Source organism: Allorhizobium sp. DMC15, assembly GCF_056314065.1.
Genome location: NZ_JBQUZB010000002.1, coordinates 48,195 through 73,693, shown reverse-complemented (window position 1 = coordinate 73,693; position 25,499 = coordinate 48,195). Strand labels below are relative to the sequence as shown.

26 protein-coding genes are annotated in these 25,499 nt (G+C 61.9%); 11 read left to right on the top strand and 15 right to left on the bottom strand.

All coding sequences use genetic code 11. The annotated features are described in order from the left end of the window. The first annotated feature begins 27 nt into the window (after nt 1-27). The 4 genes from recN (at nt 28) to ligA (ending at nt 6,362) form a co-directional block, all read left to right on the top strand. Nucleotides 28-1,701 (top strand): DNA repair protein RecN, encoded by a 1,674-nt coding sequence (gene recN, locus ACT53S_RS08905; RefSeq protein WP_476066719.1) that lies wholly within the window; start codon nt 28-30, stop codon nt 1,699-1,701. A gap of 61 nt (nt 1,702-1,762) precedes the next feature. Continuing rightward, entirely contained in the window at nt 1,763-3,211 is a 1,449-nt protein-coding gene (gene cls, locus ACT53S_RS08900) for a cardiolipin synthase (protein WP_476066718.1), read from the top strand. A gap of 77 nt (nt 3,212-3,288) precedes the next feature. Then, complete coding sequence (locus ACT53S_RS08895; RefSeq protein WP_476066717.1) at nt 3,289-4,119, top strand: endonuclease/exonuclease/phosphatase family protein; 831 nt, start codon at nt 3,289-3,291, stop codon at nt 4,117-4,119. Between the two features lie 77 nt (nt 4,120-4,196). After that, nucleotides 4,197-6,362, top strand: a complete 2,166-nt coding sequence (ligA, locus tag ACT53S_RS08890; protein WP_476066716.1) for an NAD-dependent DNA ligase LigA — start codon at nt 4,197-4,199, stop codon at nt 6,360-6,362. A 4-nt stretch (nt 6,363-6,366) separates the two neighbouring features. On the opposite strand, the gene ACT53S_RS08885 is transcribed toward ligA, so the two are convergent. The 5 genes from ACT53S_RS08885 to ACT53S_RS08865 all read right to left on the bottom strand — a co-directional run bounded on the left by ACT53S_RS08885 (nt 6,367) and on the right by ACT53S_RS08865 (nt 11,703). Next, on the bottom strand, nt 6,367-7,224 hold the full coding sequence (locus ACT53S_RS08885; RefSeq protein ID WP_142068221.1) for a GGDEF domain-containing protein: 858 nt from the start codon (nt 7,222-7,224) through the stop codon (nt 6,367-6,369). Nucleotides 7,225-7,455: 231 nt separating this feature from the next. Beyond that, complete coding sequence (locus tag ACT53S_RS08880) at nt 7,456-7,866, bottom strand: TIGR02588 family protein (protein ID WP_476066715.1); 411 nt, start codon at nt 7,864-7,866, stop codon at nt 7,456-7,458. A 10-nt stretch (nt 7,867-7,876) separates the two neighbouring features. Then, entirely contained in the window at nt 7,877-8,743 is an 867-nt protein-coding gene (locus ACT53S_RS08875; RefSeq protein ID WP_113375504.1) for a TIGR02587 family membrane protein, read from the bottom strand. Nucleotides 8,744-8,905: 162 nt separating this feature from the next. Further along, nucleotides 8,906-10,993: a DEAD/DEAH box helicase gene (locus ACT53S_RS08870; protein ID WP_476066714.1), complete on the bottom strand. Its 2,088-nt coding sequence runs from the start codon at nt 10,991-10,993 to the stop codon at nt 8,906-8,908. Between the two features lie 170 nt (nt 10,994-11,163). After that, nucleotides 11,164-11,703, bottom strand: a complete 540-nt coding sequence (locus tag ACT53S_RS08865; protein ID WP_476066713.1) for a GNAT family N-acetyltransferase — start codon at nt 11,701-11,703, stop codon at nt 11,164-11,166. Nucleotides 11,704-11,961: 258 nt separating this feature from the next. Here ACT53S_RS08865 and ACT53S_RS08860 point away from each other — a divergent pair, with 258 nt between their 5' ends. Next, nucleotides 11,962-12,606, top strand: a complete 645-nt coding sequence (locus ACT53S_RS08860; RefSeq protein ID WP_476066712.1) for a 3'-5' exonuclease — start codon at nt 11,962-11,964, stop codon at nt 12,604-12,606. A gap of 45 nt (nt 12,607-12,651) precedes the next feature. Then, nucleotides 12,652-13,140 carry a CreA family protein gene (locus tag ACT53S_RS08855; RefSeq protein WP_113375508.1) on the top strand — a complete coding sequence of 163 codons (489 nt, stop codon included), beginning with the start codon at nt 12,652-12,654 and terminating at the stop codon, nt 13,138-13,140. An 80-nt stretch (nt 13,141-13,220) separates the two neighbouring features. Here the strand turns inward: ACT53S_RS08855 and ACT53S_RS08850 are convergent, their stop codons facing one another. The 4 genes from ACT53S_RS08850 to ACT53S_RS08835 form a co-directional block, all read right to left on the bottom strand. Beyond that, nucleotides 13,221-13,583, bottom strand: a complete 363-nt coding sequence (locus ACT53S_RS08850; RefSeq protein ID WP_113375509.1) for a hypothetical protein — start codon at nt 13,581-13,583, stop codon at nt 13,221-13,223. A 229-nt stretch (nt 13,584-13,812) separates the two neighbouring features. Then, a complete protein-coding gene (locus ACT53S_RS08845; protein WP_062278961.1) occupies nt 13,813-14,277 on the bottom strand; it encodes a chemotaxis protein CheW in 465 nt (154 codons plus the stop codon). A 1-nt stretch (nt 14,278) separates the two neighbouring features. Next, entirely contained in the window at nt 14,279-16,240 is a 1,962-nt protein-coding gene (locus tag ACT53S_RS08840; RefSeq protein ID WP_476066711.1) for a methyl-accepting chemotaxis protein, read from the bottom strand. Nucleotides 16,241-16,429: 189 nt separating this feature from the next. Beyond that, nucleotides 16,430-17,221, bottom strand: coding sequence for a DUF2189 domain-containing protein (locus ACT53S_RS08835; protein ID WP_476066710.1), 792 nt, complete (start codon nt 17,219-17,221; stop codon nt 16,430-16,432). Nucleotides 17,222-17,355: 134 nt separating this feature from the next. On the opposite strand from ACT53S_RS08835, the gene ACT53S_RS08830 reads away from it, so the two are divergent. From ACT53S_RS08830 to ACT53S_RS08820, 3 genes are all read left to right on the top strand, one after another. Next, nucleotides 17,356-17,511, top strand: a complete 156-nt coding sequence (locus tag ACT53S_RS08830) for a hypothetical protein (RefSeq protein ID WP_476066709.1) — start codon at nt 17,356-17,358, stop codon at nt 17,509-17,511. Nucleotides 17,512-17,629: 118 nt separating this feature from the next. Beyond that, nucleotides 17,630-18,229, top strand: a complete 600-nt coding sequence (locus tag ACT53S_RS08825) for an SCO family protein (RefSeq protein WP_476066708.1) — start codon at nt 17,630-17,632, stop codon at nt 18,227-18,229. An 86-nt stretch (nt 18,230-18,315) separates the two neighbouring features. Continuing rightward, entirely contained in the window at nt 18,316-19,200 is an 885-nt protein-coding gene (locus ACT53S_RS08820; RefSeq protein WP_476066707.1) for a 50S ribosomal protein L11 methyltransferase, read from the top strand. 144 nt (nt 19,201-19,344) lie between these two features. Here the strand turns inward: ACT53S_RS08820 and ACT53S_RS08815 are convergent, their stop codons facing one another. Next, on the bottom strand, nt 19,345-19,518 hold the full coding sequence (locus ACT53S_RS08815) for a hypothetical protein (protein WP_174238474.1): 174 nt from the start codon (nt 19,516-19,518) through the stop codon (nt 19,345-19,347). A 274-nt stretch (nt 19,519-19,792) separates the two neighbouring features. On the opposite strand from ACT53S_RS08815, the gene ACT53S_RS08810 reads away from it, so the two are divergent. Beyond that, nucleotides 19,793-21,628 (top strand): aminopeptidase P family protein, encoded by a 1,836-nt coding sequence (locus tag ACT53S_RS08810; protein ID WP_476066706.1) that lies wholly within the window; start codon nt 19,793-19,795, stop codon nt 21,626-21,628. A 3-nt stretch (nt 21,629-21,631) separates the two neighbouring features. Here ACT53S_RS08810 and ACT53S_RS08805 read toward each other — a convergent pair whose 3' ends face one another. Continuing rightward, complete coding sequence (locus ACT53S_RS08805) at nt 21,632-21,943, bottom strand: AzlD family protein (RefSeq protein ID WP_113375588.1); 312 nt, start codon at nt 21,941-21,943, stop codon at nt 21,632-21,634. Continuing rightward, the gene (locus ACT53S_RS08800) at nt 21,943-22,647 is read right to left on the bottom strand and encodes an AzlC family ABC transporter permease (RefSeq protein WP_113375514.1); all 705 of its coding nucleotides are present in this window, start codon (nt 22,645-22,647) and stop codon (nt 21,943-21,945) included. The genes ACT53S_RS08805 and ACT53S_RS08800 overlap by 1 nt, the downstream gene beginning before the upstream one ends. A 167-nt stretch (nt 22,648-22,814) precedes the next feature. Here ACT53S_RS08800 and ACT53S_RS08795 point away from each other — a divergent pair, with 167 nt between their 5' ends. After that, complete coding sequence (locus ACT53S_RS08795) at nt 22,815-23,063, top strand: DUF2164 domain-containing protein (RefSeq protein ID WP_476066705.1); 249 nt, start codon at nt 22,815-22,817, stop codon at nt 23,061-23,063. On the opposite strand, the gene panB is transcribed toward ACT53S_RS08795, so the two are convergent. From panB to pncA, 3 genes are all read right to left on the bottom strand, one after another. Then, nucleotides 23,064-23,891, bottom strand: a complete 828-nt coding sequence (panB, locus tag ACT53S_RS08790; RefSeq protein ID WP_476066704.1) for a 3-methyl-2-oxobutanoate hydroxymethyltransferase — start codon at nt 23,889-23,891, stop codon at nt 23,064-23,066. Between the two features lies 1 nt (nt 23,892). Then, nucleotides 23,893-24,765 carry a pantoate--beta-alanine ligase gene (gene panC / locus ACT53S_RS08785; RefSeq protein ID WP_476066703.1) on the bottom strand — a complete coding sequence of 291 codons (873 nt, stop codon included), beginning with the start codon at nt 24,763-24,765 and terminating at the stop codon, nt 23,893-23,895. A 91-nt stretch (nt 24,766-24,856) separates the two neighbouring features. Continuing rightward, entirely contained in the window at nt 24,857-25,483 is a 627-nt protein-coding gene (gene pncA / locus ACT53S_RS08780) for a bifunctional nicotinamidase/pyrazinamidase (RefSeq protein WP_476066702.1), read from the bottom strand. Between the last annotated feature and the right edge of the window lie 16 nt (nt 25,484-25,499).

Sequence of the window (25,499 nt, the reverse complement as noted above, 5' to 3'; positions counted from 1 at the left end):
TTCGTTCGCAAGTGAGATCCTGAGCCCATGCTCGTCCAGCTGTCGATCCGTGATATCGTCCTGATCGAACGGCTGGATCTTGCTTTCGAAACCGGTTTGTCGGTGCTGACTGGCGAAACGGGTGCGGGCAAATCCATCCTCCTGGACAGTCTTTCGCTCGCGCTTGGTGGCCGGGGTGACGGGTCTCTCGTCCGCCATGGCGAGGACAAGGGGCAAGTGACGGCCGTCTTCGATGTTTCGGGCAGCCACGCAGCCCGGGCTCTGCTCAAGGGCAACGGGGTCGATGACGACGGCGATCTGATTTTTCGACGTGTCCAGTCTGCGGATGGCCGCACGCGTGCCTATATCAACGATCAGCCGATCAGCGTTCAACTGATGCGGCAGGTCGGCCAGCTGCTGGTCGAAATCCACGGACAACACGACGATCGCGCCCTTACCGACACCGATGCCCACCGGATGTTGCTCGACGCTTTTGCCGGCCTGACCGACGAGGTGGTGACACTTGGCGAGAGCTACCGTCGCTGGCGCGAAGCCGAGCGGGGCTTCAAGGCTCACAAGGCAAAGGTAGAGGCCGCAGCGCGAGAGGCCGACTATCTGCGATCCTCGGTCGAGGAGCTCGAGACACTTTCGCCGCAGGACGGCGAGGAGGACGAACTTGCCGAACGTCGCTCCCGCATGCAGAAATCCGAACGAATCGCCGGGGACATTTCGGAGGCGTCGGATTTCCTCAACGGCAATGCCTCGCCTGTGCCCCATATCGCCTCGCTGATGCGCCGGCTGGAGCGCAAGAGCCACGAGGCTCCCGGCCTGCTTGAAGAGACCGTGCAACTGCTGGGATCGGCGCTCGATACGTTGTCGGCCGCGCAGATGGAGGTCGAGGCGGCGTTGCGGCGCACCGAATTCGATCCGCGGGAACTGGAGCGGGTCGAGGAACGGCTGTTCGCCCTGCGTGCCGCCGGCCGCAAATATGCGGTGGCCGTCGCCGACCTGCCGGCGCTCGCCGAAAAGATGGTGACGGATCTTGCGGATCTCGATGCCGGTGAGGAGCGGCTGGGGCAGCTCGAATCGGCCGTCCGCGAGGCGCGTGCGCACTACGATCACCTCGCCCAACAGCTTTCGGAGAAGCGGCGGCATGCGGCTTCGGCCCTCGCCGAGGCCGTGATGCAGGAACTTCCGGCGCTGAAGCTCGAGCGGGCACGCTTCATGGTCGAGGTCTCGACCGATCAGGATTCGGCGTCTGCCGAGGGCATCGACACCGTCGAATTCCATGTGCAGACCAATCCGGGTACGCGGCCGGGACCGATCATGAAGGTGGCATCCGGCGGTGAACTCTCGCGATTCCTGCTGGCGCTCAAGGTGGCACTCGCTGATCGGGGCTCAGCGCCGACGCTCGTTTTCGACGAAATCGATACGGGGGTAGGTGGGGCCGTCGCCGATGCCATCGGACAGCGGTTGAAGCGCCTTTCCGACAAGGTGCAGGTTCTTTCCGTCACCCATGCGCCGCAGGTCGCGGCGCGCGCCTCGACACATTTCCTGATTTCGAAGGGCCCCGCGGGGGATGCCGGAGACAAGATCGCCACACGCGTTGCTGTCATGGAGCCAGAGCATCGACGCGAGGAGATCGCGCGGATGCTCGCCGGCGCTTCGGTGACCGAGGAAGCGCGCGCGGCGGCTGCGAAGCTTTTGGCGGGCGAGGGGTGATCGCACCGGTCGGGCGCTCCATCGTTGCATTGCTGCGTGAAACCTGTTTCGCTGGACCATCATGTTTGCCGTGATCGAGATCTATTGGGCCGAGACCCTCGCCGTGCTGTCTGTCGTGCTCGGCACGGTCGCGGCGATCCATGCGGCCATGACCAAACGCGAGGTGCGCTCTGCGCTTGGCTGGGTCGGGGTGATCATCCTGTCACCGCTTGTCGGCGCTCTGATCTATGCCGTGGCCGGGATTAACCGTATCCGGCGCCAGTCTCTGATTTCCCGACGGGCGCTAGCGCTGGACGAGATCTGGCGCAGCCTCTCGCAATTTGCCATCAGCCGCGAACAGGTCATCGCCGGGTTTGGCCCGCGATTCGGACAGATGAAGCTGCTGGGCGACCGGGTGACGCGGCATCCGCTTTCTTCCGGCAACACCATCACGCTTCTTTCCACCGGCGAGGAGACCTTTGACGCGATGTGTGCCGCAATCGATGCGGCGACCTGCAGCATCATCCTGGAAACCTATATCTTCGATCGCGACGCGGTCGGGCTGCGGGTTGCCGATTGCCTGATTGCGGCCCGGCGGCGCGGGGTGAGCGTGCGTGTTCTGGTCGATGCCGTCGGCGCGCGCTACAGCGTGCCGAGCATCATCGGCTATCTGGAGGACGGCGGCGTTCCGGTGGCGAGCTTCAACGGACAGGTCATCATGGGGTTGCGTCTGCCTTATGCGAACCTGCGCACCCATCGCAAGATCCTCGTCGTGGATGGTGCCCTTGCCTTTGTCGGTGGCATGAACATCCGTGCCGGCTTCACTGGGCCGGATGCGGCGCGGGACACGCATTTCCGCATCACCGGACCGGTCGTTGCCGACATTCTGGCCGTGGCGGCCGAGGATTGGCATTTCGAAACCGGTGAGGTGCTGTTGTCGCCGGACTGGAGCATCCGGCTGGAGGGGGCGACGCCGGGCGAGGGGACGGCGGTTCGGGCCGTGGTCTCAGGGCCAGACGCGCATCTGGAAACCAATCACCGGCTGCTGATGGGCGCCTTTTCCGTCGCCGAGCGGACGATCCGGATCGTCTCGCCCTATTTTCTACCGGACACCAGCTTTCTCGCGGCACTCAACACCGCCGCGCGCCGCGGGGTCCAGGTAGAGATCGTCGTGCCCGCGAAGAACAATCTCGCGATCGTTGCGCGTGCCATGATGGCGCAGTTCGACCAGGTGCTGCGAGAAGGAGGTCGGGTCTACCTCGCCGATGGTCCGTTCGACCATTCGAAACTGATGGTGGTGGACGAGCAATGGTGTTTCATCGGCTCTTCCAATCTCGATTCGCGTTCGCTCAGGCTCAATTTCGAGATCGATCTGGAGGTTTATGATCCAGCTCTCGCTGGCCGCATCGGTGGACGGATCGACCGGACGCTGGAGACGGCCACGGAACTGACCATGGAGATGTTGAAGGCGCGTCCTGTCTGGCTTCGCCTGACTGACCGTTTATTCTGGCTCGGATCGCCCTATCTCTGAGGGATGCCGCCAGTCCAGGTGGCGACCGAGACCGTTCCACCGCGTGTCCTGAAGGACGCGCCAATCGAAGGGGTTCCATGAAGACGAGCAGACCGAGCCTGGCGCGCACGATGATGTCCTCGTTTCGCAACCGGCGTCAGCGGCCGACAGCCGTTGAACCAACAGAGCCGGCCATAGGCGGTGATGGTGTCCTGACTGTCGCCTCCTACAACGTGCACAAATGTGTCGGAACCGACGGGCGGTTCGACCCTGGCCGCATCATCGACGTGATCAGGGAAATTGGCCCCGACGTGATCGCATTGCAGGAGGCCGATCAGCGTTTCGGCGAACGATCCGGCTTGCTCGATCTCAACCGGCTTCGGCTCGAGACCGGGCTGCTGCCGGTCCCTGTCCTTGGGAGCACGAAATCGCATGGCTGGTGCGGAAACGTGCTGCTGTTCCGTGAGGGGATCGTCGAGGACGTTCATCAGGTGTCGTTGCCGGGCTTGGAGCCGCGTGGCGCGCTGGTGGCCGATATCGAATTGCATGGGCGGGAAGGGCGCTCCGGCCTGCGCGTGATTGCCGCTCATCTCGGACTGATGCGTTGGGCACGGCGCCAGCAGGCGGATTTCATCCTGGACCTCATGCAATCGCGCCGAGAGCGCCCAACGCTTTTGATGGGCGACTTCAACGAATGGCGGCTGGGGCCGGGTTCGGCGCTCACCAGGCTTGAACCGGTGTTCGGCCCGCTTCCTCCGCCGATCCCGAGCTTCCCGGCTCGGCTGCCGGTACTGTCGCTCGACCGGATCATGGCCAACCGGACGGGTCTGATTGCTGATCTCACGGTGCATGACACGCCGCTTGCGCGCGTGGCGTCCGATCATCTGCCGTTGACCGCACGCGTCGATCTGAAGAGGCTGGGGGATTGAACCTTGTGGCGACGGTGACCGCTTTTCATTGCGGGAAATTTGATTAAGACCGACGGGACACGCTTTCGGAGGACGCCATGAGCACGGAATCGACGAGCGGCGCAATCGCCGTGGAGAACCTGACGGAAGACCAGGCCCGCGCAGAGCTGCAGCGGCTCGCCGAAGAGATCGCACATCACGATGCGCTCTATCACGGCAAGGATGCGCCCGAGATCACCGATGCGGACTATGACGCGCTGAAGCGGCGCAACGATGCGATTGAAGAGCAGTTTCCGCAGCTGGTACGGACCGACAGCCCATCGCAGCGTGTCGGGGCAGCGCCCGCCGGCATCTTCGCGCAGGTCGTGCATGCAAGACCGATGCTGTCGCTGGACAACACCTTTTCCGATGAGGACGTGCAGGATTTCGTCGGCTCGGTCTATCGTTTCCTCGGCCAGATCCCGGACGGTTCGATCGCCTTTACCGCGGAGCCGAAGATCGACGGCTTGTCGATGTCCCTGCGTTACGAGAACCGCAGGCTGGTGACGGCCGCGACGCGCGGCGACGGGACGACGGGCGAAAACGTCACCGCCAATATTCGCACGATCCGGGAAATTCCCGAGGAGCTCCCGGCCGATGCTCCCGATGTGGTCGAGGTGCGGGGCGAGGTCTATATGGCAAAGTCTGACTTCATGGCGCTCAATGCGCTGATGGAGGAGCAGGGCAAGCAGACCTATGTGAACCCGCGCAATACGGCATCGGGTTCGCTGCGCCAGCTGGATCCGAAGGTGACGGCGAGCCGCAAGCTGCGCTTCTATGCCTATGCCTGGGGCGAGATGAGCGAGATGCCGGCCGATACCCAGTCCGGCATGGTGGCGGTCTTCCAGCACTGGGGCTTCCCGGTCAATCCCCTGACGCGGCGATTGCATTCCGTCGAGGAGATCATCGGTCACTACCGTGACATCGGATTGCAGCGCGCGGACCTCGACTACGACATCGACGGCGTCGTCTACAAAGTCGACAGGCTCGACCTGCAGGCGCGTCTCGGCTTCCGTTCGCGCTCGCCGCGCTGGGCAACCGCTCACAAGTTCCCGGCCGAACAGGCCTTCACAACGGTGGAAGCGATCGACATCCAGGTCGGGCGCACGGGCGCGCTGACGCCTGTTGCCCGCCTGACCCCGGTGACGGTCGGCGGTGTCGTCGTCACAAACGCGACCTTGCACAATGCCGATTACATCGAAGGCATCGGCAATGCCGGCCAGCGGATCCGCGAGGAAGGCCACGATATCAGGATCGGGGACACCGTCATCGTGCAGCGCGCGGGCGACGTCATTCCGCAGGTGCTGGACGTGGTGATGGAAAAGCGTCCGGAGGGGGCCGCCAAATATGGGTTTCCGACGCAATGCCCCGTGTGTGGCAGCCATGCCGTCAGGGAACGCAACGAAAAGACCGGAAAGCTCGATTCCGTCACCCGCTGTACCGGAGGCTTCGTCTGCCGGGCGCAGGCGGTCGAGCACATCAAGCATTTTGTCTCGCGCAACGCCTTTGATATCGAGGGTCTCGGCACAAAGCAGGTCGATTTCTTCTTCGAAAGCGACGACCCGGCCCTGATGATCCGAACCGCGCCGGATATCTTCACGCTCAAGCAGCGGCAGGAACGGTCCCTGACCAAACTCGAGAATATCGAGGGATTCGGCCGCGTCAGCGTGCGTAAACTTTTCGATGCCATCGATGCGCGGCGTGAGATCGCGCTCAATCGCTTCATCTTCGCGCTCGGTATCCGGCATGTGGGGGAGACGACCGCCAAGCTGCTGGCACGCTCTTACGGCACCTATCAGGCTTTCGCCGAGGCGATGGTGCTGGCTGCCCCGAAATTCGGCGACGCGTGGAACGAACTGAACGCCATTGAGGGAATTGGCGAGGTCGTGGCAGCGTCGATCGTGGAGTTTTTCAAGGAGCCGCGCAATCTTGAGGTGGTTCAGCGCTTGCTGGCGGAGGTTCGCCCGCTCGATGCCGAAACGGCGATAGCAGGCGATAGCCCTGTCGCTGGCAAGACCGTGGTCTTCACCGGCTCGCTCGAACGCTTCACACGCGACGAAGCCAAAGCGCGTGCCGAAAGCCTGGGCGCCAAGGTTGCCGGATCCGTGTCCAAGAAGACAGACTACGTGGTCGCCGGTCCAGGTGCCGGTTCAAAGCTGGACAAGGCTCGGGAACTCGGCGTTGCCGTCATGACGGAAGATGAATGGCTGGCGCTGATCGGCTGATCGTTCACGCGGCTGTAAACGCTGCGTCGCCGCGGTCGATCAGGGTCCCATAGAGCGGCTGTTCTTGCTGGGGTGCCCGGGCAAGATCGCGCTCGTGCTGGATGCGGTTGCGGCCCGAGCTCTTGGCGAAGTACAGGGCCCGATCAGCGGCGGCGTAGACGGCGGAGAAATCGCGGGTCGGGGTGAAATCGGCCACGCCGCCGGATACCGTGACGGAGATCGTCTGTTGCATGCTGTCGATCAGTCGACCGGCGATCGTGCGGCGCAGCCTTTCGGCGGCCTGGAGCGTTTCACCATGATCCAGATCGCAGAAGAGCACGGCGAACTCCTCCCCTCCGACACGAGCGGTCAGATGCGGAGCCCTGATCGTTTCCCTGAGGGTCTGCGCGACCGCAACGATGACGTCGTCACCTGCAAGATGGCCGTAGCGGTCGTTGATCTGCTTGAAGCGGTCGATGTCGAGGATGAGCAGGTGGCCGTGCTCGACATGCGAGATATCCTCAATAAAGGCCCGCCGGTTGAGAAGGCCCGACAGCATGTCGGTGCGGCTCATCTGTTGAAATTCGCGCCGCGTTCGGGCGAGGTGGATGACGGCGTAACCCATGTACATCGATGAGAGCATGGTCAAACTGTAGGCGACGACGACGGTGATTGCGCAACCAATCACGAGGTCGTGCATCAGAGGGTTCCGCAGAACGCCCAGCGACCATAATGCGACCAGGATGCCGGCGACCATGGTACAAGCGATGGCGGATATACGAATCGAAAGCCGCGTGCCGAAACGAATCACCGGGTCCCAATGGTCGAATTCGGTCAGACCAATGTCTCTGATAACCCAGGCTTCAATATGTTGCTTCAACATCGGGCTTCGACCACTTTTCTGAAATACATATGAGACGCGAGACTTGCGTCCTTCGCGGGCGGCAGTCCATTTGAATTCGATTTGATCAAGCGGATGTATCGTTCTACCTAAATGCCGCGTCCTCTGCAGGATATGCACTCAGCGCGTGTGCAGAATTTAGACCGTCAAAAATTAAGCTTTGGTGAAAGTGTAACCTAAGATTGCGTTATTTCCAAATCCGGCCGGTTCTACTCACGGCTCGGTGAAGCCGACCGCGCGGATGGTCAGATCGAGCCGCTTTGGATCGTTTTCGAAGATCACTGCGCCACGCGACTGAGAGCCCCCCGCCACGTAGTCGAAGGTGACTTCGGCTTCTTCTACGAGCCGAGATTTGTCGAGCAGCTGTGCTCGAACCTCCACGCCGGCCGCAGCGAGCGTGGCATTGTTGCGCAGTTCGAAGACGACCTGCCAGCCGGAAGCGATCTTCTCGGTCGAGATGACACGCGCAACGAGTTCCGGCTGTCGGTCCTCGGAGGTCATGATGTCGAAAAAGAGCCACCCGATGACGGCGCAGATAGCGGCGAGCGAGAGCAGACCTGTCAGCCATTCGATCCAATGGGTGCGCGTCTTCTCGGTATTCTCTTTGATTGGTGACTTCGTCATTCCGGGCTCCTTACAGAATGAGGCGGGCGGCGGCGGCACCGATGGCGGCGGGGAAGGCGAGGACGATCACCACCAGCAGGCTCTCGACCGCGGCCATGCCGTCCAGCCGCTCGAAGGTCCACAGCGCATACAGGCTGACCAGGAGCGCGACGATGTATCCGGGAAGGGTGAAGCGGATGAAGGCATGCCAGCGTGACTGGCCCTTCTGCAGCGCATGTCCTCCGCGAAAAGCCAGTGCATAGACGAAGCCGTGCATCAAGAGGATGGAAACAAGCGCCAGCGCCAAAGCGTGCCATGGCGTCATCTTGTAGGCGACCAGGATCATTTCTTCTGTCGGGGCGAGGTTCAGCGAGAGGAAGAGCGCACCGACCGCCATCATGAAGAGTTCGATGGCGTAGCTGGTTCCGGGCTTCTCTTCGCGCTCGTCCTCGCTCTCGTCATCCTCATCGTCATCCGCCATGCTGAGCTGACTGCGGCCGAGCATGGCACCGATACTCGCCGGCACGGCCTGGATTGCCACCATGCCGATCCACTGGTCGGCGGGCATGTCGATGGTGATGACGCCGAGCAGAACCAGGATCGCGGCGCTGGCCAGAATGCCCATGCCGTAGGCGACGATCGCGTCGCGAGCGGACTGTGTCCAAGTGACCGTATGCTCGAAGCCGATACGGTGGGAGAGCACCAGCAGGAGCGGAAGGTTGAGAAGAAGGAGCAGAAGCAGCCGTTCACGCGACATGTAGAAGCCGAGGAACCACATCTCCATGGTCATCAGCATGGGAATGGAGAACAGAAGCGCCCCGGCGAAGCCACGCGCGATCCCTCGCACGAATGCGTCTACATCCGTGCTTGTCGACTGCCGATCATCTGTCGAGGCCATTGTTCCACCTTCCCATGCCCGCCGACAATGCGGGAGGGAAAGGTGTTGTTCCACACGAGGCAGGCCAAAGTGTGCCCGCCTGCCTCATCCGGTCCCCAATAAGGGAAAGGACCGGCCAGGCGCCGGCCGATGGCGGCCGGCCTCGGAGAGTTCGCTCGCCGGTCAGCCCTTCGGCTTGAAGGACTTCTTCTTCGGCCCGCCCGCAGTGCCCCGGTCGTCGAACTTGCCCTTGGGCTTGCCAGCGTAAGCGGGCTTGTCACCCTTGGGCTTTCCGGCCCAGTCCGGCTTGGCCGACTTATCCCAGGCGTTCGAAGCGCCCTTGGGTTTCTTAAACGCAGGCTTTGCCGGCGCATCGCCCCAGACCTCGGCGTCGGCCACGGCCATGGCATCGCGCGGTGCCCGGGCCTCGTCCTTGCGGGCATAGGGCTTCTTCTCGCCATAGGAAGGCTTGTCACCATAGGGCTTCTTGTCGCCGAAGGATTTCTTCTCCCCGTAAGGCTTCTTGTCACCATAGGCCTTCTTCTCGCCGAAAGACTTCTTGTCGGCATAGGGCTGGCGTTCGCCGTCTTCGCGCGGCGGGCGGGCGGGGCGTTCCTTCGGGGCGGCATTGAAATTCGGCATGCCAGGCAGACGCTGCACGGTGATACCGCGCTCCAGAGCCTGGTTGGGGCCGAGGGCGGCGATGAAGGTCTCGAGGCCGCTTTCGGAGATCTCCACGAAGGTCTCCTCCGGCTGCATCTTGATTGCACCGATCTCGTTCTTGGTGATGTTGCCGTTGCGGCAGAGCATCGGGATCAGCCACCGGGGCTCGGCATTTTGACGGCGGCCGACGGAGAGCGAGAACCAGACGCTCGGACCAAATTCGGCGCGCGGCTTGGTGGCGGCGCTGGACGGATTGGCATAATCGGGTTCGCGCTGCTTGCGCACGGCTTCCGGATTGACCGGGATGAGGTCTTCCGGGGCCGAACGGTTGCCGCGCTGCAGGCGCAGGAAGGCGGCGGCGACCTGTTCCGCCCCGTGGGTCGAAAGCAGGGTGGCGACCATCGCGCTCTCGTCTTCACCAACCGGCTGGGTCAGCGAGGGATCCGCCATCAGGCGTTCGTCGTCGCGGGCCATGACTTCATCGGCAGAGGGCGGAAGTGCCCAGGTGGGGCGGACATTGGCGCCGCCGAGCAGGCGCTCTGCCTTGCGGCGGGCACTGTTCGGGACGATCAGGGCCGAAACGCCCTTGTTCCCGGCGCGGCCGGTACGGCCCGAGCGATGCAGCAGAGTTTCGGAATTGGTCGGCAGATCCGCGTGGATGACGAGCTCGAGGCCGGGCAGGTCGATACCACGCGCCGCGACATCGGTTGCAATGCACACGCGGGCGCGGCCGTCACGCATGGCCTGCAATGCATGGGTCCGCTCGTTTTGCGACAGCTCGCCGGAGAGGGCCACGACCGAAAAGCCGCGATTGTGCAGGCGCGATGTCAGATGGTTTACGGCCGCGCGGGTCGAGCAGAAGACGATGGCGTTGCGGGCTTCGTAGAAGCGCAGCACGTTAATGATGGCGTTTTCGCGGTCCGGATTGGCAACCATCAGCGCGCGATATTCGATGTCGACGTGCTGCTTCTTTTCGGAGACCGTCTCGATGCGGCGAGCGTCACGCTGATAGCTCTTGGCGAGATCGGCGATCGAGCGCGGAACCGTTGCCGAGAACATCAGCGTCCGGCGGTCTTCGGGGGACTCCTCGAGGATGAATTCGAGATCTTCGCGGAAACCGAGATCGAGCATTTCGTCGGCCTCGTCGAGCACCACGACCTTCAGTTCCGACAGGTCGAGCGCGCGGCGGGTGATGTGGTCACGGAGGCGGCCGGGCGTGCCGACGATGATATGGGCACCGCGTTCGAGGGCGCGGCGCTCGTTGCGAACGTCCATCCCGCCAACGCAGGAGGCGATGACAGCGCCGGTTTCGGCATACAGCCATTCCAGCTCGCGCTTCACCTGCATGGCGAGTTCCCGGGTCGGCGCGATGGCGAGCGCCAAGGGGGCTCCTGCACGGTCGAAACGGCCGGCATCGGGCAGAAGCGTCGGGGCCATGGCGAGACCGAAAGCCACCGTCTTGCCGGAGCCGGTCTGGGCTGACACGAGCGCATCGCGGCCTTCAAGGTCCGGGTCTATCATGGCCTGCTGGACGGGGGTCAGCGTCTCATAGCCACGTTTGCGCAAGGCCTCGGCAATCGCCGGGACGATGGCGTCGAAATCGGTCATAGGTTTGTCTTTCGAAAGTGATGGATGGTGCGGGCACAGGCGCCGCGCCCGCCGAGTGCGGGTATGTTGGCGCCGTTCCTACCCGCATCGCTTCCGAAAGTACAGGGGGAGGGCAGGAAAAGGCCCGGTATGGTGAAGGGCCGGTCCTCCCTAGGCATTCGATTGCCTCCTCACATGCGCAGGCGGGCCATGGCGAAAGCGTCGACATAGGTGCCGGCGCGGTAGGCGAAGGCGCGGTGTGTTCCTTCCGTTTCGAAGCCGAAGGACTGATAGAGCCTGATCGCCGCGTGGTTGTCACAAAAGACGGTGAGTTCCAGGCGGTGGAGGTCGAGCCATTCGTCGGCGATGGCGATGACCTCCCCGAGCAAGGCGCGGCCGATTCCTCGGCGGTGATAGGCGTCGTGGACGCCCATGCCGATCATGGCGGCATGGGCCCGGCGTCCCCCGGCACGGATAAGGCCAATGTCCCCGACGATCAGACCATCGATCACTGCGACCAGATTGATGTTTTCGCCGCGCGGCTGTTCCAGAAAACGTCGAACTTCCTCCGCCGACTGGTAGGGCAGACGAAGGGTACCCGCCCTGTAACCCGGGAGATTGTGAAAATCGGCGACTTGCTGGGCGTCTGCCGGTGTGGCCGGGCGTATTACAAGGCCGTGCGGCCAGGAGGCTGACGGGGAGACGGCGGGAGGCTGGATGGCTTCATGCATGGGACTCTCATTTTCGTTCGAAGGAGAGAGCCGGTTGCTGCAACCCGGCTGTCTCGCAGGGTTGCAGGAGGATGACTTGCGGCGGATCAGACCGTAGAGACACACCCCGCGCCCTTAAGAAGGACGAAGGTGCACATGGTCACGACGGTGGTCGAAGCGGCAAACATCATGGGCAAAGGCTGCTTGCGCCGCTTGCGAATGTCAAGCGGGGCATAAGGCGCTGTTGCCCGAATCCATCGGCCGGTTTATGCCGAGCCTATGTCCAGTCCATCGGCTTTCAGAGAGCGAGCGATCGCCATCGACTTCGAAACCGCGACCGAGGCGCGGGCGAGCGCCTGTTCCGTCGGGTTGGCCTTCATCGAGAATGGCGTCGTGGTGCGGGTCGAGGAGCGTTTGATCCGACCGCCGGGCAACCGGTTTTCGCCGTTCAACACGGCAATCCACGGTATTCGCGCCGAAGACGTGGCCTATGCTCCCGAGTTTCCGGAGGTGATGGCGGAATTCCTCGGCGATTTCGAGGGAGCGATCATGGTGGCGCACAACGCCGCCTTCGATTTCTCCGTCATTCGGGCAAGCCTCGATTTCTATGGGCTTCCTTATCCAGAGTTCTCCTATCTCTGCAGCGTCAAGCTCGCGCAACGGCACTGGCCTGATCTCGGCTCGCATCGGCTGAACGTGCTTGCGGCACATCTGGGATTTTCCTTCCAGCATCACAATGCTGCCGAAGACGCACGCATGTGTGCCGAAGCCTGTCTCGCCATGGCGGGGGAGGCGGGTGCGAGCGGGCTTCTCGACCTTGCCGAGCGCCTTGCCCTCAATCCGGGCCGTCTGCATCGCGGCGGTTATGATGCGTGTTCGTTTGCCCGTAAGCCAAAGCGCAAGACTGCCGCCTTGCAAGGCTGATGCGACATCTTATCTAGAGGGTATCGATCACAAAGGAGTGAGGCCATGTCCCCGCGTCGACTGTTCATCATTGCAACTCTCACCGCCGGTATTGCCGCTCCCGCTCTTGCCGAGGTCGTGGGCAAAGTCGGTGTCGACTGGGTTGGCAATGACATCGTGGTTGAAGCAGTGACGGATCCAGAGGTGAAGGGCGTCACCTGCCATGTGACCTATTTCGACCGCTCCATCATCGATCGCCTGAGCAAAGGAAACTGGTTCGAAGACCCCTCCAACAATTCCATTGCCTGCCGTCAGACGGGGCCGATCGAAATCGGCAAGATCGATCTGTCGGAAGAGGGCGAGGAGGTGTTTCGCGAGGGGCTGTCGATCATCTGGAAGTCCCTCGTCGTGAACCGGATTTACGACAAGGAGAATGACACGCTGATCTATCTGGCGCATTCCCGCCAAGTGGTCGAGGGATCGGCCAAGATGGCGATTTCGACGGTGCCACTGTTCAATCAGAATGTCACCTGGACGCAGGGCAAGCCGCAATAACATTTCGGCGCGAACCAATGGTTCTGAAAAAATAAGCCCCGCGGCAGAAGCACGCGGGGCTTGTTTGTGCGTCCTGTCGATTAACGGACGTAGACGATCTTGCCGCCATTCGCTGCGGTCTCAACCGCAATAACATTGGTTGCATTGATGCTCTGCGCCTGCAGGGCTGCAGCAACCGCCGGATCGGCGCTTACGTCAGACTGGGCCTTCGACATGGCTGCCTGGTCGGTGACCATCTTTTCCAGGCGCGTATGTTCCTGGCGGTTCTGGTCATTGTCGAGGCTGTCGAGGCGGACGATGTTGACGCCTTCGGTCATGCCGGTCGTGGAATTGGTCGTGGTCGTCGAGTCGACCATCGGGTCAGCGGTCTGGGCCAGTGCGACGCCCGAGAAGGACGCCATAGACATTGCACCGGCGAGCGCGAGCTTTACAGCAGAATTCATTGTATTTCTCCTTGGTTTCCTTGCAGAAACTTCCGCTTCGTCGGAAGCCATGGAGAAACGCCCAATGCCGCAACCGGTTCCACTACAAAAGAAACAGTTTTAGAAAATAACATATAGTTGAACGCTGAAAACGCCGAAAGCGCCATTGGCGGCGAAGCCAATCGCGTCGTATCGGTGCAGGCCTGAACCCCGTAAAATACGGGGTCCAGACTCCGGGAAGAGCTTGGGCTCAGGCAGCCTGAGCGAGTTCGTCGGCGATCACCGTGTCGAGGTTGAGGAAGCAGACCATCGACTTTTCGAGAGCGACGATGCCGCGGCAGAAGGCGCGCTGGGCTTCCGGGATGATTTCCGGTGCCGGCTGCAGGTCTTCAGACCGGATGGTCATCATGTCGGATACCTGTTCGACCAGAAGCCCGACCAGCTTGCCGGCGATGTCGGTGACGATGATGGCGGCGCGTTCGGAGGGTTCCGTCATCTTCATGCCGAGACGGCATGCCATGTCGATGACCGGAATGACGGCGCCGCGCAGGTTGATCAGACCCAGGACATAGGGCGGCGTGTGCGGCATCGGCGTCACTGGTGCCCAACCGCGGATTTCGCGGATCGCCATGATGTCGATACAGAATTCCTGATCGCCGAGATGGAAGGACACGATTTCGAGATACGCACCCGACTGTTTGATAGCATTGCTCATCTTAGAACTCTTCCCAGTGTTCTTTTGCAGCGGCACCTGCGGATGCCGAGACCGATCGGTTGAATGTCCCGGCGACCTTGTTGATGAGGGCACGCGCGGGAGAGGGTGTTGCGGGAGTGGCGGCGGCCGGCTCCGAAACATGTGCATGAGCAGTCGCAGTCAGGCTCATCTTGAACTGCCCGACCAGTCGCGAGAGATTCTCGGCGTCGCTGGCCAGAGTATGGGATGCCGCGTTGGTCTGCTCTACCATCGCCGCATTCTGTTGCGTGACCTGGTCCATCTGTCCGACGGCCGAATTGATCTCGCTCAGTCCGACCGATTGTTCACGAGCGCTGGTAACGATTGCCTTAACGTGCTCGTTAATTCGTAAAACATCTTCGCCGATGCGGTGCAGCGCCTCGCCCGTGGCGGTGACGAGCTCGACGCCGCTGCGCACTTCGTCGCTCGAGCGACCGACCAGAGTCTTGATGTCGCGGGCCGCTTCGGCCGCGCGGCCGGCAAGGGCGCGCACCTCTTGGGCAACGACGGCGAAGCCTTTGCCGGCATCCCCGGCACGGGCGGCTTCGACGCCTGCGTTGAGGGCGAGCAGGTTTGTCTGGAAGGCGATCTCGTCGATGACGTTGATGATCTTGCCGATTTCGCCGGTCGCATCCTCGATCCGGTTCATCGCCGCCATGGCGTCGTTGACCACGCCGCCGGACTTCTCGGCATAATCCTTGGCGTTGTCGACCATGTGGCTGGCTTCTTCTGCCCGTTCCGTCGAGGTTTTGACCGTCTGCGTGATTTCGGAAAGGGCAGCGGACGTCTCTTCCAGCGATGCGGCCTGCTGCTCGGTTCGACGGGCGAGATCGTCGGCGGCACTGCGCATCTGCTGGCTGTTTGCATGAATGGAGCTACTGTTGCTCGAGATTTCCGTCATCACCTTCTTCAGATTTGTCGCAACCTGGTTGAAGTCGTGGCGCAGGCTCTCCAGATCCACGGGAAAGGCGGCGTCTATCGCGACACAAAGATCACCTTCCGAGAGTTTTCTGAGGCCGCCGCCCAAAGCATCGACCGCCTGCTTGAGGGCGCGGGTATCGGATTCGGCAGCCGCCATCCGGCGCTCCCGTTCGTTCTCATCCTGAAGACGCTGGCTGCGGGTGCGCTCTTCGAGATCCTGCTTTTCGATGGCTGCGAGGCGGAAGACGTCGGCCGATTTCGCCATGCGGCCAATTTCGTCGCCGCGATCAGTCGCCTCTATGCGCGACTGATAATCCCCGTCCACGATCTGCTGCATGCTGCGCGCCACCGCGCGAATGCCGTTGGCGATCGAGTTTCCATGCACGAATTGCAGGCCGAGCACCGTCAGGAAGGCGATGGCGCCCAGAATCAGCTGGACGTAAAGGGCCTCTGCGCTGCGAAGCGTCGCTTCCGCGACCCGTTCTTCAACGATGTTACCGCCGAGCGCGGAGATGTTGTTCAGTGCCGTGCCGAGTCGCTCGCCCGCACCGTCGATGGCATCGTCGATCGCGGCATAATCGCCTTCCGGGGCGCCGGTTTCGACCATACGCTTCAGATCGACCTTGACCGCCTGAAGGACGGTCTGCAGATCCTGGTCATAAGTGCCGGTCTCGCCCGCTGCGCCGGCTTCGGAGGCGATTGCCTTGAGGGTGGAGCTGCCTTCGGTGAGGATTGCGCCTGCCGCGTTGATGATGTCCACCCGCTCCGGCTGGATACTGCCTTCGCCGCGATCAATGATCGTGTCCATGGCCGCCAGCACGAGGTTGGCATTGGCCAACCGCATCTCGTTGACCTTCTCGACTTCTGCCTTGACCTCGATGGCACGTTCCAGGGCGAGGTTAAGCTGTGCGTTCTGGTACCATCCGACGGCCAACATCGAGCCGATGCCGACCACGGCGGCTGCGCCCAAGGTCATCAGACGTTGCCTGACGGACAGATTCTTCCCCGTAATGTAGTTGAACAAGCTGTGTCTCCTCAGACGCGGTCCAGCAGTCGTGTCGCCGTTGTCGTGTCATGCGAAGATCAGGAGTGAGCCCTGAGGACGGTCATGTCCGCGTGGCGGATCCCGCCACAACGCTGTGGCAGAATCGCACGGCATAGTTAAACTTAAGCTAATTTAATTGAACGTTGTAGGGCGATGCTGCGCTTCTCGTCACGCCGATGCGGAAATTGCACGCCTGTATAGGTGCCAGGTCGCATGACCGGCAACGGGCAGCACGATCAGAAGACCGGCAAAGAAGGGGACCAGCGCCAGGAATGCGGCAAGCGCGACGAAGAAGCCGAAGGCCAGCATGGGGACCGGATTTTCCGTCACTGTCCTCAGACTGGTCAGCATCGCAGTCACGAAATCCGGATCGTGATCGAGCAGCAGCGGCATCGAAATCACCGTGGCCGTAAAAAGGATGGTGGCGAGAACAGCACCGACGATCGTGCCGACGGCCAGGAACGTCAGGCCCTGGGGTGTCGTCAAAACCAGATCGGCAAAAGCGTTAAGCGTTGCAGGAATGCGGAAGCCAAGCATGAGAGCCATCAGCAGGCGGACCTGATAGATCCAGATCCAGAATATGAAGAGGACGACAAAAGCCATCCAGGACAGTTGTCGCTCTCGCTGACGGAAGACCTCGGTCAGGATGGCCTTCCAGCCCACGGGTTCGCCAGCCATGTGGCGCCGGCTGATCTCGTAAAGCCCGACGGCGACGAAGGGGCCAACGAGTGGAAAACCGATCGCCACGGGGATGATCATCCAGGGCAAGTGATAATAGGCCAGCATGACCGCGATGAAGATACCACCGAGCGCGTAAATCGCGCCGAAGAACAGGCCGTAGAGCGGGTATGCCCGAAAGTCCCGGATACCATCTGCAAAAGCGGCCGCGACATCCTCCAAGGTCAGCCGGTTGATCCGGAATTTCGGCACGGACCCGTTCTTGATCGCTTGCTGTTCCATATGTCCCTCCCAAGACGCTGGTGATGCGACAATCTGTCAGCAAAAGTCGATTCCATTCCTTGATATCCGTCAAGTGTCCTCGTTGCGTGGTGAAACGACGTGCCTTTGTTTCCACGATGCGGTAACATGCCGACATGATCGTTTTGCAGAGTAAAACCCGGTATCTCGCTCTGGCCGCCCTTGGACTCGCCGGTCTTTTGGGATCGACGTTCGTATTCTTCGGCTGGATGCGTTTCGGTGGCGAAATCTTCCTGTCGGCGATCGATTCCGGTCTCGCCTACTGCTTTTGAGCGGTTCGGACCGTGACAAATCGGCGCTGAAGCCGCCATCGCTTCGAGTTGAATTGCTTTTGCCCGTTCTTCGGACTATCCGGCTGGTCAATGTTGTTTGTCGCCAAGGATATTGTGCATGAAAACCGTCCGGATCGTCTTGTGGGCCGCTGTCGTCGTCATGGCTGGGGCGCTCGGCTGGCTGACTTTTGCGGTCACGCAATCCGGCGATAAAATTGCGGAAGCGCCCTTCGGGGTGCCGTTCCAACTCGTGGACCAGAAGGGCCAGCCGATCAGCGAACAGGCGTTTCGCGGCAAGCCAACTGCCCTGTTCTTCGGCTTCACCCATTGCCCGGAAGTCTGCCCGACCACGCTGTTCGAGCTTGATGGTTGGTTGAAGAAGGTGGACCCGGATGCCAAGGGCCTGCAGGCTTACTTCGTGACCGTCGACCCGGAGCGCGACACTCCTGAAATCCTTGGTCAGTATATTTCCAATGTCACCGATCGCGTCACCGGCATCGCCGGCGATCCCGCAAAGATCGCAGAGATCATCAAGGGCTTTCGCGTCTATGCCAAGAAGGTGCCGCTGGACGAAAGCAAGCCGGATGGCGATTACACGATGGATCACACGGCTTCGGTTTTCCTGCTCGACGCGGAGGGCCGTTTCAAGGGCACCATCGCCTATGGCGAAAACCCGGACACGGCGGTGAAGAAGCTCGAAAATCTGATGAAGGGCTGATGCGCTTCCCGCTTGCGCCGGTTGCCTTGGCGGCCATTGCGTTGTACCGCAAGGCCTGACCTTGAGACGTCCGAGAAAGTTGAGCCGTGAGCGAAATCCGCCTGTATGTCAGCACGACCGAAGTGAATGCCAATCGCGTCCTGGACCTTTTGGGTTTTGAGTTCGGCGAGGAGGACTTTGCCATCGCGACCACCGAGGTCGACGAAAAAGCGGACATATGGGAAGCCTCTGTCTACCTGATGGCGGACGACGAGGACGCCGTGCGGGCGCGTTTCGAAACAGCGATCGCAGACGCCTTTCCTGACCTCCTGATCGCGCGCGAGATCATCCCTGACATCGACTGGATCGCCAAATCGCTCGAAGGTCTGACGCCTGTGAGGGCAGGGCGCTTCCTGGTCCATGGCTCCCATGACCGCGACAAGGTGCAGCCGCACGACATCGCTATCGAGATCGATGCCGGACAGGCGTTCGGCACGGGCCACCACGGAACGACGGCCGGCTGCCTTGAGGTTATCGAAAAGGTGGTTCGATCGCGCAAGGTGCGCAATGCGCTCGATCTCGGCACCGGCAGCGGTGTGCTGGCGATCGCCGTGCGCAAGCTCCTGCCGATCCCTGTGCTCGCCACCGACATCGATCCGATCGCTGTGCGCGTGGCGCGCGACAATGCGCGGCGCAATCAGGTGGTCGATGCCATCGATTTCCGCACGGCGCCCGGTTTCCATTCGACAGCCTTCAGGCACTATGGGCCATTCGATCTCATCATTGCAAACATCCTGGCGCGGCCACTGATCAAGATGGCGCCGCAACTGGTGACGCATCTGGCGCCGAACGGATCGGTCATTCTTTCGGGGATCCTGGCGAGCCAGCGCTGGAAGGTGATTGCCGCCTATAGTGGCGAGGGGCTGTCGCATGTGCGCACGATCTGGCGCAACGGCTGGGTGACGATCCATTTCACGCAAGGCAAGGGCTGACTCCTAGAGTCAGCACTTGATCTCATTCAGCAGTCACAAAAAAAAGGCGGCACCAGGTGGAGCCGCCTTTTTGGCATCGGCATCGTGCCGCGCCTTGGTTCGCGAGCGTGGGAGGAGCGCTCAAGCGGATGCGTTTCTCTGGTATCAGATGATCGCGCGCTGCGACGGGCGACGGCGCAGTTCTTCGCGAGTCAGGCCCATGGCCTTCAGTGATGCGTCATCAAGGGTGAGCAGAGCGCCCGTGGCGTAGAGATCGGCCCGGCGCTGGCGGGCTTCCACGAGGTTGTCGAGGGCGGTGCGCAGGAAGGACTTGGCCATTTCTCTGTTCCTTTCGGTTCGACGCGATCACCGCGTCGTCATGACCAACATATAGTTGCTACCAGCGGGATGAGGCAGGGGGTCTGCGGCACGGGAGCCGTGCAATTGCTGCATAGCAACATGAGAGCGGCCTTAAATTTAGGCATGACGGATAGATGGTGGTGGCAGATGCCGCAATTTCCGTCTGTAGCCGTTCACCTGACGTGGATGGGCAGCTTGGGGCAGCCTTGCTATAAGGCCGGAGAGAATCCCTTCCCATCAACGCAGGCATGTCATGTTCCAGTCCTTCGACGTCAAATCCACTCCGCAGCACGGCAAGGCCCGGATCGAGGCCCTGCGCGGACTGTTCGCCGACAACAAGATCGACGGGCTTTTGGTGCCGCGTTCGGACGAATATCTCGGCGAATATGTGCCGCCGTCTGCCGAGCGGCTCGCCTGGGCGACCGGATTTACCGGTTCGGCCGGACAGTTGCTGGTGACTGTGAGCAAGGCCGTGATCTTCGTTGACGGCCGCTATGTGACGCAACTCGCCCAGCAGGTGGATCCTGACGTGTTTACGCCGGGTGACCTGGTTGGCGAACCACCGCACAAGTGGATCGCAAAACACGCCGCAAAGGGCTTCCGCCTCGGCATCGATCCGTGGATGCACACCGGCGCAGAGGTGCGCAAGCTGGAACAGGCTCTCGCCGAGATTGGCGGTGCCTTGGTGCTGCTGCCATTCAACCCGGTCGATCGGCTGTGGAGCGATCGCCCCGCCGAGCCGCTCGGCAAGGTCGCGATCCAGGCGGAGAATCAGGCCGGCGTTTCAGCCAAGGACAAGATCGCGAAGATCGCCGCCGATTTGACCGAACGCGGGTTGGCGGCTGCCTTCATCACCGATCCCTCTTCTGTCGCGTGGATCTTCAATATTCGCGGCAATGACGTGCCCCATACCCCGCATCCCCTGTCGCGTGCTTTCATCAAGGCAGATGGCAGCGCGGAACTCTTTCTTGACCCGCGCAAGACGAATCTTGAGGTGGAAACCTATCTGCGCGATCTCTGCGAGCAGGTCGATCCGACCCTGCTGGCGGAGAGGCTGGAGCGGCTGTGCGCCCATGGTGCGCGCATTCTGCTTGATCCGGACCTCGCACCGCATGTGCTCGGCCATCTGATCCGTCATTTCGGAGGCGACGTGGTCGAGGGCAACGATCCGGCCAAGCTCGGCCGCGCGGTGAAGAACATGGTCGAGTTGAATGGCTCGGCTGCCGCCCATCTGCAGGATGGCGTCGCCATGGTCGACTTCCTGCACTGGTTTGACGAACAGCCGGCCGGCAGCCTGACAGAGATTGCCGCCGCGCAGGCACTCGAGGCGTCGCGCGCGCGTGTCGGCGAGCGCATGCAGAACCCGCTCAAGGACATTTCCTTCGAGACGATTTCCGGTGCCGGCGAACATGCCGCCATCATGCATTACCGGGTGACGACGGAGAGCGATCGCACGATCCGGTCCGGCGAGATGTTCCTGATCGATTCGGGCGCGCAATATGTCAACGGCACGACCGACATCACCCGCACGCTCGCTGTCGGCACCGTGCCTGACGAACAGCGACGTTTTTTCACGCTGGCTCTGAAGGGCATGATCGCGATCAGTACGGCGCGTTTTCCGAAGGGGACGCGTGGCTGCGACCTCGATCCGCTGGCGCGCATCGCGCTGTGGAAGGCCGGTGCCGATTTCGCCCATGGCACGGGCCATGGCGTCGGTTCCTATCTCTCGGTGCACGAAGGGCCGCAGCGGATTTCGCGGGTGTCGACCCAGGAACTTCTGCCCGGCATGATCCTGTCGAACGAGCCGGGTTATTATCGACCCGGCAGCTTCGGCATCCGCATTGAGAACCTGATCTATGTCCGCGAGGCGGAAGCGATTGACGGTGGGGACCAGCCGATGCTCGGGTTCGAGACGCTGACCTTCGTTCCGATCGACCGCAGGCTGATCGTCGAGGACCTTCTGACCCGCGAGGAACTGCGCTGGCTCGACGACTATCACCAGAAGACGCGTGACGAGTTGATGCCGCTGATTTCCGACCCGGCACAGCGTGCATGGCTGGAAAAGGCGACGGCGCCGTTCGGGCGCTGAGGCTCAGACGAGGAACTGGCGCAACAGCATGAGCACCACCCATCCCGCGACCAGCATCGGGATGGCCGAAAAGCGCAGGCCGACCAGTAGGGAGACTGCCATGGCGACCTTGATGTCCATGCTGCCGGCGAAGAAGGCAGGCGCGACCAGCGTCGTCAGCACCGCCGCCGGCACGGCATTCAGGGCGGCCTCCAGGCGCGGTGGCATGGTCTTCAGGCGCTTGACCAGGACATAGCCGCCAATCCGCGTGAGGTATGTGGCCAGTGCCGCAGCGAAGATCAGCAGCACCATGTAGGGGTTGAAAAGCGTGCTCATCATGCCTGCTCCGCAGTCGCGGTATCCGTCTTCGGCGGCAGGATGGCTGCGAGAGCCACGCCGGCAATGGCACCGATGCTGATGTGCCAGGGTGCGCCGACGAGATGCTGGGCGATGACGGAGACGGCACCGCTCACTACCACGATCGGCAGGAAATTGCTGCGCCGGCGGAAGCCCAGCACCAGTCCCATGAAATAGATCGGCAGCAGAACATCGATGCCCCAGTCGGCCGGGTCACCGATAATCTTGCCGAGCAGGCCGCCGATCGCCGACATCACGACCCAGGGGAAATAGATCACGGCGCCGAAGCCGAGATACCAGCGGAAGCTGACCGGGTCGCCGGATTCACCGCGGGCAAGGGTCTCGGCAAATTGCGGATCGGTGAGCAGGAAGAAGCTGAGAAGCTTCTGGGGCAGGGTGAAATGGTCGATCAGCGGGGTTAGCGCCGCCGAATAGAGGATGTGGCGAAAATTGACTGCGAGGATCGACAGGACGACGATCCAGAGCGGGACCTGCTGGCCGAAAAGTTCAATGCCCACAAGTTGGCTGGCACCGGCATAGACCGTCGCGCTCATCAGGGCAGCCTCGGCGACCGACTGGCCATTTGCCACCGCCACCGCGCCGAACAGGATGGCAAAGGGACCTGCGGATACGATGACCGGCAGCGCCTTCAGCGCGCCTTCTGCATAGGGTGATCGGGACATTCTCGAATTCTCGCGTTCATTTGCTGGCTAAAGCCTGTCACGGCAATGGACAAACCAATTCCGCTGATGGAACAACGACCGCCATTGATGAATGGCATTGCCATCTGGCGCCCAACGGCGTCTTGTCGAAAAGTCGCACTCGCTCTGCTCACTTGGAGGGAAGGAAGATGGAAAAGGGTCTGGTCAGCCGAGAGGACATGGAGCGGCTGCTTCTCAGAGTTCAGCGCCACCTGTCCGACGAGGTTGATGTCGAACTCGGTCGTTTCGAGGTCGAAGCGCTTGTCGAGTTCATCGCGACGATGATCGGCCCGCACAACTACAACAAGGGCCTGCGGGATGCGCAGGCGCTCGTTGCCCGACAGGTGGACCAGATCAATGATGCGATTGACGAGATGGAGCGACTGCCGGAGCGCTGATTACTTCTTCGGTCGAACCTGGAAGGTGTGCTCGGGGCCGGGGAAGGTTCGGGCCTTCACCTCTTCCGCATAGTCCGAAACCGCCTTGTCGATGACATTGGCGAGTTCGGCGAAATGCTTGACGAAACGCGGCTTGAACTCGTTGAACAGGCCGAGCATGTCGTCGGAGACAAGGATCTGGCCGTCGCAGGCCGGCGAGGCGCCGATGCCGATAGTGGCGGATTTGACCGACGTGGTGATTTCGCGGGCGAGGGGCTCGACCGTTCCCTCGATCACCATGGCGAAGGCACCCGCCTCGTCGATCGCTTTGGCGTCACGGCGGATTTTGTCCTGTTCGGCTTCGCTGTGGCCCTTTGAGCGATAGCCGCCCGACGTGTTCACCTGCTGCGGCATGAGGCCGATATGGCCGAAGACCGGTACACCGCGCGAGACGAGGAACTCCACGGTCTCGGCCATTTCCGCGCCACCTTCGAGCTTGACGCCGTCGCAGCCGGTTTCCTTCATCAGCCTTACTGCGTTCTGGAAGGCCTGTTCCTTGCTTTCCTGGTAGGAGCCGAAGGGCAGGTCGACGATGACGCAGGCGCGCTTTGTGCCGCGCATGACAGCCTGGCCATGGGCAATCATCATCTCCATGGTGACGCCGACGGTGGTGTCGAGGCCGTAGAGCACCATGCCGAGACTGTCGCCGACCAAAAGCAGATCGCAATGGTTGTCCATGATGCGGGCAACGGGGGTGGTGTAGGCGGTCAGCGAAACGATCGGCCGCACGCCCTTGAGAGCGCCGATATCGGCAGGGGTGAAACGCTTCTGGCGGGGTGGTGTACTCATGTCAGGCGGCCTCCATGCCGGTGGCGGCCGCTTGGCCGATGATGCGGTTGTCGAGAAGCTTCGTCTTGCCGAAACGGACGTAGAGAAGGACCAGCGCCCTGTCATTCACCGTCTCGATGCGCTCCAAGGTCTGAGGGTCGCGAATGGCCACGACCTCCGGTTCTGCGAGAGGCTCGGTGCGCAGGAAATCGAGGAGCTTGGCTTCCAGCACCGCGACGTCGCGGATGCCGGTCAGCAGCAGCCTCTCGGCCTCGGCGAGCGTCTTCGGCACGATGACGGCTGCGGCGCGTTCGGCGGGCGAGAGATAGACATTGCGCGACGAACAGGCGAGGCCATCGGCCTCGCGCACGGTCGATACAGGGACGATGCGGAGGGGCTGGGCGAGATCCTCGACCATCTTCTGGATGATGGTGACCTGCTGGTAGTCCTTCTCGCCGAAATAGGCCGCATCCGGCTGGACGATGTTGAAGAGTTTTGTCACCACCGTCGCGACACCGGCGAAATGGCCGGGGCGGGCTTCCCCTTCCAGCTCGGAGCCGAGCTTCGGAAGGTCGACCACGGTCTGCATGGGCTCCGGATACATTTCGGAGACGGGTGGGGCGAAGAGGAAGTCCACGCCTGCCTCGCGCAGAAGGGCTGCGTCGCGGTCGAGGTCGCGCGGATACTTTTCCAGGTCCTCGTTCTTTCCGAACTGCAGCGGGTTGACGAAGATCGAGACGACCGTCACGGCGTTTTCGGCTTTCGACCGGGAAACGAGGCTGAGATGGCCCTGATGGAGATAGCCCATGGTCGGCACGAAGCCGATCGACTGGCCGCTTCTGCGACGGGCTGCGAGCTTTTCCCGCAAAGCGGCGATCGTGGTGATGATATCCATGACCGGGCGTCCTCCCTGTCTTGCTCTTGGGTCCGCCTCTAACGCGTGCCGCCAAAAAAGGCAATCGCACGAATCATTTGCAGTCCTGTCTTCAGATTCCGATTCGGCTGCTGTCGACGATCTCGACGCCGGCATCGGCCATTACATCGAGTGCCTGTTTGACCGCAGCCGGGTCGATCCCCCGACAGCCATCGGCAATGAGCCGCACCGTGACACCCGGCAGCATGTCCACGGCGTCGAGGGCCGAGAAACGCACGCAGTAATCTGTCGCGAGGCCCATCAGGTCGAGCTCCGTGACATTCTTCGACCTCAGATAATCCGACAGGCCGGTCAGCGCCGACCTGTCGTTGTCGCGGAAGGCCGAGTAGCTGTCGACGGCAGGGTTTTCGCCCTTTCGCTGGATGTAATCGATGCGGCTCTGGTCGAGATCCGGGTGGAATTCCGCGTCCCGCGTGTCCTGGACGCAGTGATCCGGCCACATCACCTGAGGCTGGCCGGAGAGTTCGCCCATGTCGAAGGGTTTCTTGCCGTCATGCTGGGAGGCGAAGCTGCCGTGATTGGCCGGGTGCCAGTCCTGCGAGGCGACCACGAGATCGTATCGTCCTGATCGCATGAGCCGATTGGCGACCGGCACCACCGCGTCGCCTTCGGCGACCGGCAGATTGCCACCCGGGCAGAAGCCGTTCTGGATATCGATCAGCAGCAAGGCCTTTGTCATGGAACGCGCTCCCTTG

What these genes read in the sequence shown, in the direction of transcription:
- ACT53S_RS08795 (WP_476066705.1), top strand. Translation starts at nt 22,815, where the DNA reads ATGGAAAAGGGTCTGGTCAGCCGAGAGGACATGGAGCGGCTGCTTCTC.
- ACT53S_RS08845 (WP_062278961.1), bottom strand. Translation starts at nt 14,277, where the DNA reads ATGAGCAATGCTATCAAACAGTCGGGTGCGTATCTCGAAATCGTGTCC.
- ACT53S_RS08865 (WP_476066713.1), bottom strand. Translation starts at nt 11,703, where the DNA reads ATGCATGAAGCCATCCAGCCTCCCGCCGTCTCCCCGTCAGCCTCCTGG.
- ACT53S_RS08825 (WP_476066708.1), top strand. Translation starts at nt 17,630, where the DNA reads ATGAAAACCGTCCGGATCGTCTTGTGGGCCGCTGTCGTCGTCATGGCT.
- ACT53S_RS08835 (WP_476066710.1), bottom strand. Translation starts at nt 17,221, where the DNA reads ATGGAACAGCAAGCGATCAAGAACGGGTCCGTGCCGAAATTCCGGATC.
- ACT53S_RS08870 (WP_476066714.1), bottom strand. Translation starts at nt 10,993, where the DNA reads ATGACCGATTTCGACGCCATCGTCCCGGCGATTGCCGAGGCCTTGCGC.
- ACT53S_RS08810 (WP_476066706.1), top strand. Translation starts at nt 19,793, where the DNA reads ATGTTCCAGTCCTTCGACGTCAAATCCACTCCGCAGCACGGCAAGGCC.
- ACT53S_RS08815 (WP_174238474.1), bottom strand. Translation starts at nt 19,518, where the DNA reads ATGGCCAAGTCCTTCCTGCGCACCGCCCTCGACAACCTCGTGGAAGCC.
- ACT53S_RS08850 (WP_113375509.1), bottom strand. Translation starts at nt 13,583, where the DNA reads ATGAATTCTGCTGTAAAGCTCGCGCTCGCCGGTGCAATGTCTATGGCG.
- ACT53S_RS08860 (WP_476066712.1), top strand. Translation starts at nt 11,962, where the DNA reads ATGTCCAGTCCATCGGCTTTCAGAGAGCGAGCGATCGCCATCGACTTC.
- ACT53S_RS08880 (WP_476066715.1), bottom strand. Translation starts at nt 7,866, where the DNA reads ATGACGAAGTCACCAATCAAAGAGAATACCGAGAAGACGCGCACCCAT.
- ACT53S_RS08875 (WP_113375504.1), bottom strand. Translation starts at nt 8,743, where the DNA reads ATGGCCTCGACAGATGATCGGCAGTCGACAAGCACGGATGTAGACGCA.
- pncA (WP_476066702.1), bottom strand. Translation starts at nt 25,483, where the DNA reads ATGACAAAGGCCTTGCTGCTGATCGATATCCAGAACGGCTTCTGCCCG.
- cls (WP_476066718.1), top strand. Translation starts at nt 1,763, where the DNA reads ATGTTTGCCGTGATCGAGATCTATTGGGCCGAGACCCTCGCCGTGCTG.
- recN (WP_476066719.1), top strand. Translation starts at nt 28, where the DNA reads ATGCTCGTCCAGCTGTCGATCCGTGATATCGTCCTGATCGAACGGCTG.
- ligA (WP_476066716.1), top strand. Translation starts at nt 4,197, where the DNA reads ATGAGCACGGAATCGACGAGCGGCGCAATCGCCGTGGAGAACCTGACG.
- panC (WP_476066703.1), bottom strand. Translation starts at nt 24,765, where the DNA reads ATGGATATCATCACCACGATCGCCGCTTTGCGGGAAAAGCTCGCAGCC.
- ACT53S_RS08805 (WP_113375588.1), bottom strand. Translation starts at nt 21,943, where the DNA reads ATGAGCACGCTTTTCAACCCCTACATGGTGCTGCTGATCTTCGCTGCG.
- ACT53S_RS08830 (WP_476066709.1), top strand. Translation starts at nt 17,356, where the DNA reads ATGATCGTTTTGCAGAGTAAAACCCGGTATCTCGCTCTGGCCGCCCTT.
- ACT53S_RS08855 (WP_113375508.1), top strand. Translation starts at nt 12,652, where the DNA reads ATGTCCCCGCGTCGACTGTTCATCATTGCAACTCTCACCGCCGGTATT.
- ACT53S_RS08800 (WP_113375514.1), bottom strand. Translation starts at nt 22,647, where the DNA reads ATGTCCCGATCACCCTATGCAGAAGGCGCGCTGAAGGCGCTGCCGGTC.
- ACT53S_RS08895 (WP_476066717.1), top strand. Translation starts at nt 3,289, where the DNA reads ATGAAGACGAGCAGACCGAGCCTGGCGCGCACGATGATGTCCTCGTTT.
- panB (WP_476066704.1), bottom strand. Translation starts at nt 23,891, where the DNA reads ATGAGTACACCACCCCGCCAGAAGCGTTTCACCCCTGCCGATATCGGC.
- ACT53S_RS08885 (WP_142068221.1), bottom strand. Translation starts at nt 7,224, where the DNA reads ATGTTGAAGCAACATATTGAAGCCTGGGTTATCAGAGACATTGGTCTG.